At 64.2% G+C, this 13111-nt stretch carries 10 protein-coding genes; 1 reads left to right on the forward strand and 9 read right to left on the reverse strand.

Features of this window, described 5'->3' with window-relative positions; genetic code table 11:
- Positions 1-28: 28 nt before the first annotated feature.
- From ASF32_RS21190 to xseA, 9 genes are all read right to left on the reverse strand, one after another.
- A complete protein-coding gene (locus ASF32_RS21190) occupies positions 29-349 on the reverse strand; it encodes an integration host factor subunit beta (RefSeq protein ID WP_056433233.1) in 321 nt (106 codons plus the stop codon).
- Positions 350-427: 78 nt separating this feature from the next.
- Complete coding sequence (gene sppA / locus ASF32_RS21195; RefSeq protein ID WP_056433234.1) at positions 428-1408, reverse strand: signal peptide peptidase SppA; 981 nt, start codon at positions 1406-1408, stop codon at positions 428-430.
- A 433-nt stretch (positions 1409-1841) separates the two neighbouring features.
- A complete protein-coding gene (mqo, locus tag ASF32_RS21200) occupies positions 1842-3572 on the reverse strand; it encodes a malate dehydrogenase (quinone) (protein WP_244477972.1) in 1731 nt (576 codons plus the stop codon).
- A 696-nt stretch (positions 3573-4268) separates the two neighbouring features.
- The gene (gene rpsA, locus ASF32_RS21205) at positions 4269-5999 is read right to left on the reverse strand and encodes a 30S ribosomal protein S1 (protein WP_056433243.1); all 1731 of its coding nucleotides are present in this window, start codon (positions 5997-5999) and stop codon (positions 4269-4271) included.
- Positions 6000-6282: 283 nt separating this feature from the next.
- Positions 6283-6735, reverse strand: coding sequence for a hypothetical protein (locus ASF32_RS21210; RefSeq protein ID WP_244477971.1), 453 nt, complete (start codon positions 6733-6735; stop codon positions 6283-6285).
- A gap of 282 nt (positions 6736-7017) precedes the next feature.
- Positions 7018-7728: a DUF1013 domain-containing protein gene (locus ASF32_RS21215; protein ID WP_056433259.1), complete on the reverse strand. Its 711-nt coding sequence runs from the start codon at positions 7726-7728 to the stop codon at positions 7018-7020.
- A 269-nt stretch (positions 7729-7997) separates the two neighbouring features.
- Positions 7998-8942, reverse strand: a complete 945-nt coding sequence (locus ASF32_RS21220; protein WP_019903469.1) for a ribose-phosphate pyrophosphokinase — start codon at positions 8940-8942, stop codon at positions 7998-8000.
- Between the two features lie 125 nt (positions 8943-9067).
- Positions 9068-9295 (reverse strand): DUF4170 domain-containing protein, encoded by a 228-nt coding sequence (locus ASF32_RS21225; protein ID WP_056433705.1) that lies wholly within the window; start codon positions 9293-9295, stop codon positions 9068-9070.
- 271 nt (positions 9296-9566) lie between these two features.
- Positions 9567-11192 carry an exodeoxyribonuclease VII large subunit gene (gene xseA / locus ASF32_RS21230; protein WP_056433262.1) on the reverse strand — a complete coding sequence of 542 codons (1626 nt, stop codon included), beginning with the start codon at positions 11190-11192 and terminating at the stop codon, positions 9567-9569.
- A 577-nt stretch (positions 11193-11769) separates the two neighbouring features.
- On the opposite strand from xseA, the gene purD reads away from it, so the two are divergent.
- A complete protein-coding gene (gene purD / locus ASF32_RS21235; protein WP_056433264.1) occupies positions 11770-13053 on the forward strand; it encodes a phosphoribosylamine--glycine ligase in 1284 nt (427 codons plus the stop codon).
- Positions 13054-13111 lie beyond the last annotated feature (58 nt).

A 13111-nucleotide genomic window follows, 5' to 3' on the forward strand; every position in this document is an offset into this window, starting at 1 on the left:
GGTCGGTAGGACGAGGCTTTGCATGGGCTCAGGATTCCTCATTCTCGGAGGGCTCCTCTGCGCCGATGCCGGCCTCGTTGAGTCGCTGGCGCATCTCCTTGCCCGTCTTGAACACGGGGATGGCCTTCTCGGAGACGGCAACGGGCTCACCGGTGCGCGGGTTGCGCCCGCGGCGCGCATCACGACGCTTGACCGAGAAAGCGCCGAAGCCGCGCAACTCGACCCGGTCGCCGCGTGACAAGGCTTCCGCGATCGTGTCGAGGATCGCCTTCACGAGGGTTTCCACGTCGCGCTGGTAGAGATGCGGGTTCTGCTCTGCGATCCTGAGCACGAGCTCCGACTTGATCATGCGGCGGTCTTCCCTGACTTCATGCGGTTCCGGCACCCCTGCGGACGTGATCCAGGCAGGGGTGATTCGGCGTCGCCCTCAAGGCGCATCGGTTGAGGCCGGACGCCAGAGAGCCAGCATTCCCCCTTGCGCGATGCTCGCCGTCTCGTCGCCGACCTGACGCAGGCGCGTCGCGAGACCGCCCATGCCAAGGAGATCGGCGCCCGTGCCGAGAGCCGACCAGAGTTTGAAGTCGCTCTCGGATTTGGGCTTCCAATCACGGATGGGCAGGCCCTTGGCGACGTTGCGCTCCGCCTCGAGCCAAGTCACCGCCTGACGTTCGCCGCCGACGCTATCCACCAGCTTCAACGGAACGCTCTGGCGGCCGCTGAAGACGCGCCCGTCGGAAACGGTCGCCAATTCCTTCTCGGAGAGTTTGCGCCGCTCGGAGACGAGGCCTTTGAACCAGGCGTAGGTGTCGCCCACAACGGAGGCCAGGGCGGCCCGTGCCTCGGGCGAGGTCGGGGTGAAGCCGGATGGCTCGGCCTTCAGGGGCGACGACTTCACCGACTCGACCTTGACGCCGACCTTGTCGAGCAGCCCGGACAGATCGGGATATTGGAACAGCACGCCGATGGAGCCGACCAGGGCGGTTTCCCGAGCGACGATATGATCGGCCGCGATGGCGGCGATATAGGCGCCGGAGGCCGCCGTGCCATCGACGAAGGCCACCATCGGCTTCTTCTCGGACAGCGAGCGTAGGTTGCGGTAGAGTTCCTCAGAGCCGGTGGTTGTGCCGCCCGGCGAGGAGATCGAGACGATGACGCCCTGCACGGCGCTGGCATCGCGGACGCGCTCGATCAGCTTCGTCGTCGATTCGCTGCCGGCGATGAAGCCACCGATGGAAATTCGCGCGATCTGTGGTTTCACGGCTGGGAAACCGAACCCGTCATTGCCCCGGACACGGTAGCCCACCGCACCGACGGCGACGATCAACCCGCCGATTCCCACGACGCGCCAGAGGGAGAGCTTGCGGCGCAGGCGCCGACGATCGATCAGAAGTTCGGCGTCTGCAGCCATGCGATCGTCCCGTTCCCTTAACGTTTCCGCCCGTTTCGGCCGGTTCTTCGCTCATGGGCAAGGAGGCGTGCATCCATGGTGCACCCCTCCGCCCGTCAAGACTTGTTTCACACCCGCCGGTGGTTTGCACCAAACCTTTGGGAGCTCACACGTCCTTCCGCCGGAAGGTCGCCGAAGCCCGGGGGGACGCGAAAGCAGGGCCGTGTTCTAGCGCTCCCTTCTGCGGACCGGCAAGAGCACTCGTTGGCCGGATGCGCGGCGTCAGGACACTGCCTCAAGGGATACGGGGCCCGATGGGTGGTTTAGGATTGGTCGAAGCCGAGGCGTCGTGCCGGCGCGGCGACGGGTTTTCGCTTCGATCGTTCAACCCAAGCAAAATCCTCCGATGGCGAACGGGCGACATCGGAGGATTTCAGCGCTTGGCTTCGCTCGTTCAGGGAGCGAGGTCGTGGACCGGCTTCGTCGTGGTGGTAGGGTTGCTGTTGAGGACGGTGTTGCTGACCGGCGTCTGCTTCAGTGCCTCGACGTCGATCTGCGGAGGAGACGGCAGCTGCAACTGCTCGCTCGTATAGGCCCAGGCCTGCGCGACCCGTTCCGGATCGTCGTTCAGCTTCAATCCGTAGCTCGGGACGATCTGCCGAAGCTTCGACTGCCATTCAGGGGACGAAACCTTCGAGGCGAACACCTTCTCCAGCACCTTCAGCATGATCGGAGCGGCCGTGGACGCGCCCGGGGAGGCGCCGAGCAGCGCCGCGATGCTGCCGTCCTTCGCGCTGACGATCTCCGTGCCGAGTTTCAGAACGCCACCCTTGTCCTTGTCGCGCTTGATGATCTGCACGCGCTGGCCCGCCTGCCACAGGCGCCATTCTTCCTTCTTGGCCTTGGGGAAATACTCACGCAGGGCGGCGATGCGGTCATCGTCCGAGAGCATCAGCTGACCGGCCAGATACTCCACCAACGGATATTCATCCACGCCCACGCGAACCATCGGCCAGACGTTGCTGGTGGTCGTCGAGGAGAGGAGGTCGAAATAGGAGCCCTCCTTCAGGAACTTGGTGGAGAAGGTCGCAAAGGGACCGAATAGCAGGACGCGCTTGCCGTCGAGGACGCGCGTGTCCAGATGCGGAACGGACATCGGCGGCGAGCCGACCGAGGCCTTGCCGTAGGCCTTCGCCAGATGCTGCGTCGTCACATCCGGATTCTCATTGACGAGGAACGAGCCGCCGACGGGGAAGCCCGCGTAATCCTCGCCTTCCGGAATGCCGGATTTCTGCAGGAGATGCAGGGATCCGCCGCCAGCGCCGATGAAGACGAACTTGGCGTCGATACTCTGCTCGGACCCGTCCTTGAGGTTCCGAGAGACCACGCGCCAGGAGCCGTCGGGGTTCTTGTCGATGGTCCGGACCTCGGACGAGGCCTGCAGGTGGAAATTCGGCTGGCTCTGCAGATGCGCGACGAACTGGCGGGTGATCTCGCCGAACTCCACGTCGGTACCCAAAGAGGTCCAGGTGGCTGCGATCTTCTGCTTGGGATCGCGGCCCTCCATCATCAGGGGAACCCATTTCCGGATCTGCTCGGGATCGGTCGAATAATCCATGCCGGCGAAGAGGGGGCTCGCCTTGAGCGCGGCATGACGCTTCTCGAGAAAGGCGATGTTCTCGTCGCCCCACACGAAGCTCATATGTGGGGTGTAGTTGATGAAGGAGCGCGGGTTCTTCAGGACGCCGTTGCGAACCTGCCACGCCAGGAACTGGCGGGTGACCTGGAAGGCCTCGTTGATCTCGACGGCCTTGGCGATCTCGATCTGCCCATCTTTCTTCTCGGGCGTGTAGTTGAGTTCCGCGAGGGCGGAATGACCCGTGCCGGCGTTGTTCCAGCCGTTGGAGCTCTCCTTCGCCACGCCATCGAGACGCTCGATCATCTGGATCGACCAGTTGGGTTCGAGTTCGCGCAGCCAGACGCCGAGGGTGGCGCTCATGATGCCGCCGCCGATCAGAAGGACATCAACCTTCTTTGCTGGAGGGGCAGCGAGGACCAGGGAGCCGGGCATTGCCACGGCCGCCATTCCGGTCAGGGCCGTGCCAAGAATCTGCCTGCGGTTCAGGGCAGGCGTAGTGGAGGAAGCGCCGTTGGACGGGCTCGTATCGTTATTATCGGCGCTCATCGCCATACCTCGTTCTGCAGAACACGTCCGGAGGACCCTCATCGGACGTCTGTCCGTCCAGGGCATCGGATCGAGAGGATCGGAGGAGCGCTTCTTCCCATGGGCATTCTTGCCCGGTGTGCTGGCTTGACCAGTCTGCCGGATCGATGCCTCGCTGACCCTGGTCGGTAAAGGGATCGGCGATAGTCTTCCAGCTATTATTTATCAGTCTCGTCGAACGTTTCGGTGTTCCGATTTTCTCTCTGGAACACTTATAGAACAGGCCTCGATGCGACGTCTTGAGATGGGGCTATGTGTCCAAGGCCCGAAGAGGTCCGAATCATGGCGAGCCGGCACAAGCTTATGGCCGACCACCGCCGATGAAACGTGAGTGCTGTTTTCAGCTGATTAAAGTGCGACCCGAATGTCATACGTGGCTGCCACTGCAGACGAGTGTCTGGCACCGGCTATGTCTCGAAAAGTGGCGTGTGCAGTTCGAGCCGTTTCTTCGGTCGCCGGGTTCCTAGCCGATGGGCCGGCGGTCAACAATCTGCCGGATGCCGCAATCCGTTCAAACGTCGCGTTTTGAAACCGTCCTGTCATGAGGTCTCGTACCAAGACACGAAAACGCCCGCGCGAGAGACGATCCCGCGCGGGCGTTTCGAGATATGGCGTCCAGCTCGAACGAGCTGGACGCCATTCGTATCTGCGCGGGGCCTAGTCCTGCGCGTCGTCCTTGTCGTCGCTGGTGCGGGCCTTCTTGAAGGCAGCACCGAGGATCTCGCCGAGGGAGGCGCCGGAATCGGCGGAGCCGAACTGGGCCATCGCCTCCTTCTCCTCGGCCATTTCCAGGGCCTTGATCGAGAGCTGAACCCGACGGGCCTTGCGATCGAACTGGATCACGCGGGCATCGAACTTCTCGCCGGCGGCGAAACGCTCGGGACGCTGATCACCACGATCGCGGGCGAGTTCGGCCCGGCGGATGAAGGTGGAGAGATCGGTGTCGACGATCTTAACTTCGACCCCCGAATCCTTCACTTCCACCACTTCGCAGGTCACGATCTGACCCTTCTTGAGTTCGCCGGCTTCCGTGAAGGGGTCGCCGCCGAGCTGCTTCACGCCGAGCGAGATGCGCTCCTTCTCGACATCGACGTCCAGAACCTGGGCGCGCAGCATATCGCCCTTCTTGAACTCTTCGATGACCTGCTCGCCGGGGCGGTTCCAGTCGAGATCCGACAGGTGAACCATGCCGTCGACGTCGCCGTCGAGACCAATGAACAGACCGAACTCGGTCTTGTTCTTGACCTCGCCTTCGACCTCGGAGCCGACCGGATGCTGCTCGGCGAAGGCCTCCCAGGGGTTCTGGAGGGTCTGCTTGAGGCCGAGCGAGATGCGGCGCTTGACCGGATCGACTTCGAGGATCTGCACTTCCACTTCCTGCGAGGTGGAGACGATCTTGCCCGGATGGACGTTCTTCTTCGTCCAGGACATCTCGGAAACGTGGATCAGGCCTTCGATGCCCGGCTCCAGCTCCACGAAGGCACCGTAATCGGTGATGTTGGTGACACGGCCCTTGAGCTTGGCGTCGACCGGGTAGCGCTGGGCGATACCCTCCCACGGATCCGCGAGCAGCTGCTTGATGCCGAGCGAGATGCGGTGGGTCTCGTGGTTGATCTTGATGATCTTGACCTTGACCGTCTGGCCGATGGTCACGACCTCGGACGGGTGGTTCACACGACGCCATGCCATGTCGGTGACGTGGAGCAGGCCGTCGATGCCGCCGAGGTCGACGAACGCGCCGTACTCGGTGATGTTCTTGACGACGCCGTCGATGACCTGGCCTTCTTCAAGGTTGGCCACGAGCTCGGAGCGCTGCTCGGCGCGGCTCTCTTCGAGGACGGTGCGGCGCGACACGACGATGTTGCCGCGGCGACGATCCATCTTGAGGATCTGGAACGGCTGCGGGGTGCCAAGGAGGGGCGTGACGTCGCGCACGGGACGGATATCGACCTGCGAGCGCGGCAGGAAGGCCACGGCGCCATCGAGATCGACGGTGTAGCCGCCCTTGACCTGATTGAAGATCGCGCCCGTGACGCGCTCATTGGCCTCGAAGGCCTTCTCGAGCTTGACCCAGCTCTCCTCGCGGCGTGCCTTATCGCGCGAGATGACGGCCTCGCCGAGGGCGTTCTCGATGCGGTCGACATAGACCTCGACCTCGTCGCCGACGGCAAGTTCGCCTTCGCGGCCGGGGCCGTTGAATTCCTTGAGGGCGACACGGCCTTCCGTCTTGGCGCCGATGTCGATGACGGCCACGTCCTTTTCGATCGCGACGACGCGACCCTTGACGACGGACCCTTCGGTGATCTCGTGCTCGAGGAAGCTCTCCTCGAGGAGAGCCGCGAAGTCGTCGCGGCTCGGGCTACGCTGCAGGGCGTTACCAGCGGTCATTCTGTCTCCTGACAGGCCTCTCGTGCGAGGCCGGCGTCGGCGGTTCGTGTGACGGGGCACCCTCGGCGATCACCGCCCGCGGCCCCTGATGGGATCCGACAGGCTCACCCCCCGTAGGAGGGCCAACGCAATATGAAGCGATGGTCGAGGGCCATTCTCCAACGGGCCGGTGACGGGACGAGACGCCCGCGCGCAGTCGAATCCGATTGGAGGACGGCGCTCCCATACCTGATCTCGTGCGTTTCGGCAACATAACGCTTCGGATCGTTGGTGGGTGGGGCGATCAGGTGAGCATCCAGCGAGGCGTCTCGGCGTGGCGCAGCCAGATCGCGGAGGCGATCGAGAGTGCCTCGAGTGGAAGAACTACATCGCCCCGGCCCTTATCCCAGAGTTCGATGCCGGAAAATCCAACCTTGCGGATCGTAAGCCAAGCGCCGAACGGGAATGTCGCGTCGGTCCCCTCGCCAGGGCCGAAACATTCCTCGAAGGCGAGCGGATCAATCATCATCTGATCGTATTTCCGCAAATGCTCGGCCATCGAAACCTTGGATCGGAACAGGATGCGATCCCGGCTATACGACGAAAAACACGGCTCATATTCCGTCAGCGTCATCGAGAGCTTGCCGCCGATGCGTAAGTAGGGCGGGTTTGGGCCAGTCTCGTCGAAATTCAGCGGGCTCCAGCCCTCCTCGCTCATCAACGACTCCGCCAGGGTCACAGGCTCCGACGCTGCCATGCGCGGGACAACATCCCCGGTCGCCGCGTCAGGGAGTGATCCTGTCACCAGGATGTCCGGTCCGAATCCGTGGCTGCCCGGCTGGTGCTCCGCCACATCGTGTCCTGTCTCGCGAGAGGCCATTATCCGCCCCGAAAAAGTGTCCCCGTGGATCGAGGAGGATCAATATTACGCATTTTCTTATGGTTGGCGATCATGCGGTGCACCAACACGAAGAAGGGCGCTGCAACAGCAGCGCCCTCGGGAAGATTCGATTGGGTTGTGGTGTCGTCGAGGTGACGATTATTCCTCGTCGTCATCCTCAGTGTTGCGCATGCCCTTGAGTTTGGCGAAGACCGAATCCGCGTTGAGCTTCTCGTCGCGTTCGTTGCGATGATGCTCGTCCGCCTCTTCGTAGCTGCCTGCGGTGGACACCTCTGTGGGCAACAGGGTTGCGCCGGCATCGGTCGGCAGAACGGCCGGTCGGTCCTTGGCGGCGCGCTGAACCTCGAAGTCGAGATCAATCTGCGTGCAGAGACCAAGGGTCACCGGGTCCATCGGCTGCAGCGAGCTCGAATTCCAGTGGGTGCGCTCACGGATCTGCTGGATCGTCGATTTGGTGGTGCCGACGAGGCGGATGACCTGCGCATCCTTCAACTCCGGGTGGTTGCGGAGCAGCCAGAGGATGGCGTTCGGCCGGTCCTGGCGCCGTGACAGAGGGGTGTAGCGCGGACCCTTGGTGGTGCGCTTGACCTCCGGCAACTTCACCTTCGAGACGGCAACCTTCAGCTTGTAATTAGGAGATTTCTGCGCTTTCTCGATCTCGTCGCGGGTAAGCTGACCCGTGGTGATCGGGTCGAGGCCTTTGATCCCGGCAGCGACTTCGCCGTCGGCAATACCCTTCACTTCGAGCGGGTGAAGCTTACAGAAATCGGCGATCTGCTCGAAGGCGAGCGAGGTATTCTCGACCAGCCAGACGGCGGTCGCCTTCGGCATTAGCGGACCTTGGGACATGCTCTGTGGCTCCGACGTTAGCGGGGAACGGGCGGCGCCGGGCATCGGTCCGCAGGCTCCGGATGAATCGATCCGGAAGTCCCGTCTCACGCTCTCAAAAGGGGATCAGCGTATATAGGCGGCGGCAGAAGAGCGCGCAATTGCCTTCGCGTCCGGTCACCGCCGACGGAGGACCCGCGCGACGCGAGGTCCCTGAGATTTTGGCGTCGAGCGCCGTAACTTGGCCAGCGGACGATGACCGCTGCCGTATCGGTCAGGCATCGGGCCAATCAGACGAACAAGCTCGACACACTCGATTCTGTCGCGGTCCGACCGATGGCCTCGCCGAGCAGCGGCGCGATGGTGGCCACGCGAATATTGCGGGCGAGCTTGACCGCCTGTGTCGGCTGGATCGAATCGGTAATCACCAGCTCTTTCATCCGCGAAGCCGCGATGCGGGAGACGGCGCCGCCCGAGAGCACCCCGTGGGTGATGTAGGCTGACACATCCTTGGCGCCGGCGTTCAGCAGGGCTTCTGCGGCGTTCACGAGCGTACCGCCGGAATCGACGATGTCGTCGACGAGGATGCACGAACGGCCCTCGACCTCGCCGATGATGTTCATCACTTCCGATTCACCGGGGCGCTCGCGGCGTTTGTCGACAATGGCCAGTGTCGCGTCGATGCGCTTGGCGATGGCGCGGGCGCGGACCACACCACCGACATCGGGCGAGACCACCATCCATTCCTTCGGGTCGAGACGCTCCTTGATGTCGCGCACGATCACCGGCGCGGCGAAGAGGTTGTCGGTTGGGATGTCGAAGAAGCCTTGGATCTGGCCTGCATGGAGGTCCAGTGTCATCACGCGGTCGGCGCCGGCTTCGGTGATGAGGTTGGCGACAAGCTTAGCCGAAATCGGCGTGCGGCCGGAGGTGCGACGGTCCTGTCGGGCATAGCCGAAATAGGGGATCACCGCCGTGATGCGCCGCGCCGAGGAGCGCCGCGCCGCATCGATCATGATGAGCAGCTCCATCAAGTGGTCATTGGCGGGGAACGAGGTCGATTGAACGATGAAGACGTCCTCGCCGCGGACATTCTCCTGAAGCTCGACGAAGATTTCCATGTCCGCAAAGCGACGGACCATGCATTTGGCCAGGGGAAGCTCGAGATAGGCGGAGATCGCCTCCGCAAGCGGACGGCTGGCATTTCCAGCGATGATCTTGATCGAGGACTTCATGCCGCCGTCTTCATCTCACATTTTCCAGCCGCGCCAGATACCGGCCCATCGGCGCGGCACCCATTACAACCCCCGCCCCGGCGTCACAATGCCTTCACTTATGATTGGGGGATGCCCTGCACAGATCATGGCTCCAGCAGGCGATGGAGATGGACGATGAAATAGCGCGTCTGAGCGCTGTCGACGGTGGCCTGTGCCTTCGATTTCCAGGCGCTCTGCGCGGAGGCATAGTCCGGAAAGATTCCGACGATGTCGAGCCCCTTCACGTCACGGAAGTTGACTCCGTCGAGGTTCTCGAGCTCGCCGCCGAAGACGAGGTGTAGCTTCTGTCCGCTGTCGATCGTGGTGGTCATCGTCTCTCCTTGGCAAGCCTGCGCAGGGCCGATACCGGCGGTGTTGAGGTCGTGTTTCGACGCGCCGCCATGCATTTCAACCGTTTCTCAGGAAAATCCCTCCGTTGGCGGCTTTGCTCCCCAGCGGCGAGACTTCAGCGGATGCCTTTAGCGGTGTTCTCGACGGCTTGCGAGCCACGGCGGGCCAAGACGCATCGCTCGCGCCAAGGTTCACGGCCATGCCATGCGTCTGCGGCGGGACTTGCTCGACAGGACCCACGGCGTGATCGGGTCATAGCTCGAACAGGGATTGCTGCGGTGGTGTTTCCACCGTTTTCCGCGACTGTCGCTTGCGCTTCGGAGGCTCTGCTCCTCCCGGCGTCGGAGCATCCGAAGCCTCCGTCCGGGCGAGAAGCGTGCCGTCGGCGAATTCGAGGCTCAGGCGCTGCCCCTGCATCGCCGATGCGGCGGCGCGGATCGGCGCTCCCTCCTCGTCGCGCACGAGGGCAAAACCTCGCGCAAGAACCGCGCGATAGCTCAACGACCCGAGGAGCGATGCGAAACTTGCGAGCCGGTCGGCTCGCCGCTCGAGCAGGCGACGGGCTGCCTGTCCCAGGCGAGCGTCGAGTGCGCCGAGCCGCTCCTGTCGGCGAACCGCCTCCGACCGAGCACGCACGAGGGTTTGCTCACGGGCGACCACGAGGCGGCGGCCGAGATAGGCTAGGGCCTCTCCTTTGCGCGCCGCGTAGTTCCGCAGGGCTGAATGGGGACGATCGGCCACCAGGGCGAGCCGAACACGCGCCTGGGTCAGGCGCAATTCCGGCGGATGACGCCCGAGCCTGTCGAGCAGGCGGCCGAAACGAACCCGGTAATCGCGCGCATTGCCAGCGAGCGCCGGCATGAGCCGGGCCTCGGCAAGGTCGAGGCGTTGGCGTTTTGCCGACAGGAACGCATCCGCGCCCGGCATGGCGCGGAGAAGCGCGCGCAGGTCTGAACCCTCACGGTCGAGCCTGCGCTGGACGGCTTCGCGTTGACGATGACCAAGGTCGCGGATCTCGGCGACGAGATCAGCGCGCACGGGAACGGCCATCTCGGCGGCTCCGGTGGGAGTCGGTGCACGTCGGTCCGAGACGAAATCGATGAGGGTGGTGTCGGTCTCGTGGCCTACCGCCGAGATCAGGGGAATGGCGCTTTCCGCGGCGGCACGGACCACGATTTCCTCATTGAACGGCCAGAGATCTTCGATCGAGCCGCCACCTCTGGCGACGATGAGCACGTCCGGCCGTGGGATGGCGCCGTTCGGGAGAAGCGCATTGAAGCCGCGGATGGCGGTCGCGATTTCCTCGGCCGCGCCCTCCCCCTGGACGCGTACGGGCCAGACGAGGACCGGCCTCCGAAAGCGGTCTTCCAGCCGGTGAAGGATGTCCCGAATGACGGCACCGGTGGGAGAGGTCACGACCCCGACGACCCGGGGTAGGTAGGGAATCGCGCGCTTGCGCTCGGCCGCGAACAGCCCCTCCGCCGAGAGGACACGCTTGCGCTCCTCCAGCAAGGCCATCCAGGCGCCGATCCCCGCCGGCTCGAGGGTCTCGACGACGATCTGGTAGGAGGACTTACCGGCGAAGGTGGTGATACGGCCGGTGGCGACCACCTCCAAGCCTTCCTGCGGCCGTTGGCGCAGGCGGTTGAAAGTCCCCTTCCACACCACCGCGTCGATCCTGGCGGTCCCGTCCTTCAGCGAGAAATAGGCGTGGCCCGAGCCATGCTGGCCGCGATAGCCGGAAATCTCGCCGCGCAGCCGGACATGACCGAACGCGTCCTCGAGCGTTCGCTTCAGGGCCGAGGCGAGATCCCCCACCGACCATTCGGGAGCATTGGAGATCGGCGGAGACGTTGATGGAGGAGGAACGAGGGCCATGTCGCGGCGGACGCTAGGCTCGGCACGGACGCAGGTAAACCCCGGAGCGAGCAGGCAGCGTCAGAAGATCAGGGCCAGGAGTAGGATGCCCGACAGCACCGGTGCGACACCAATAGCCACGGCCCAAGGCCAAAACGCCGGAATATGGGATGGGCGATTGTCATTGGCGGCCTTGACGGTGACGCGACCGCTTTGAAGAAACTGCGACAAACGCACTCCCGACCCCGGCGTCGGGGCCATTGGCGGGGAAGCGGAGTGGCGACATCCTGGCATGACGATATTCAACTCGGGGACAGCCGGCATCGTTCCTCCGATTATCATCGATCATATGCGGTTGGGGAATGAATTTCGTGCGTGCCAAGCATCCTCGAAATCACGGGAATCCGCGACCGGGACCGTGGCCGGGACTTTCCATCCCCTGCTTTTCGGGGGAAACGCCATGCCGGGATGCTTAGGGGGCGGCGCTGCGAGGCCGGGACAATGCTATGATGGAGAGCCATTCGGCGCATTGTGCAGGCTCTTGTCCATACCGGTTCGGCATCTCGCCATGCCTTCCGTGTCCTTCGAAGCGTGACTTATGAACATCCTCCTCATCGGCTCCGGCGGACGCGAACATGCGCTGGCTTATGCGATCGCCAAAAGTCCGCTTTGCACCCGCCTGTTCACGGCCCCGGGCAATCCGGGTACGGCCGAGTACGGCGAGAACCGTCCCGATCTCGCTGTCGCCGATCATGAGGCGGTGAAGAAGTTCTGCGAGACCTCCGGGATCGGCCTCGTGGTGGTCGGGCCGGAAGCGCCGCTGGTTGCGGGCTTAGTCGACGATCTCCAGGCGGCCGGTATCCGTGCCTTCGGACCTACCAAGGCCGCGGCGCAGCTCGAAGGCTCGAAGGGATTCACCAAGGATCTGTGCACGGAACGCGGCATCCCGACCGCCGCCTTCGCCCGGTTCACCGATCAGGACGCTGCCCTCGCCTATCTGGCGCAATCCGGCGCGCCCATCGTGGTGAAGGCCGATGGGCTCGCCGCCGGCAAGGGCGTCGTGGTGGCGGAGACCTTGGATCAGGCGGAGAACGCTGTCCGCTCCATGCTTGGCGAACCGGGTGGTGAGATCGTCATCGAGGAGTGCCTGTTCGGCGAGGAGGCGAGCTTCTTTGCCCTCTGCGACGGGACGAGCGCCGTGCCGATCGGAACGGCGCAGGACCATAAGCGCGTCTTCGACGGGGATCGCGGCCCGAATACCGGCGGCATGGGCGCCTATTCCCCGGCCACCATCCTGACGCCCGCCATCGAACGGGAGGTGATGGAGACGATCATCGCCCCGACCCTGGCGGGAATGCGCGAGCGCGGGACGCCCTTCACCGGCATCCTCTATGCCGGCCTGATGCTGACGGCCGATGGCCCGAAGCTCATCGAGTACAACACCCGGTTCGGCGATCCCGAGGCGCAGGTGCTGATGCCCCGTCTCGCTTCCGATCTGGTGCCGGCCCTGCTCGCCGCCTGCGAGGGCGACGTCACTGGCATCACCCTGCAGTTCGACGCTCATCGCGCCGCACTGACCGTCGTGATGGCGGCAGCCGGCTACCCCGGCGCGGTGATGCGCGGTTCGACGATCCGGGGGATCGCCGAAGCCGGCGCCAACAACGCGGTCATCGTCTTCCAGGCCGGCACGCGGGCGGAGAATGGCCGTATCGTCGCCGATGGCGGCCGGGTGCTGGCGGTGACAGCCACCGGCGACAGCATGATGGAGGCTCAGGCTCGCGCCTATGCGGCGGTGTCGCGGATCGACTGGCCCGAGGGCTTCTGCCGCCGGGACATCGGCCGGCGGGCCGTGGCCCGCGAAGTGGCGGGGGACGGCATCTGACGAAGCCGCGCCCTTGAAATTCCGGGCGCTCGCTCATCTTGCACGGTGACGGCCGGTA

Origin of the sequence: Methylobacterium sp. Leaf91, from assembly GCF_001422815.1 — a bacterium.
Classification (GTDB): domain Bacteria; phylum Pseudomonadota; class Alphaproteobacteria; order Rhizobiales; family Beijerinckiaceae; genus Methylobacterium.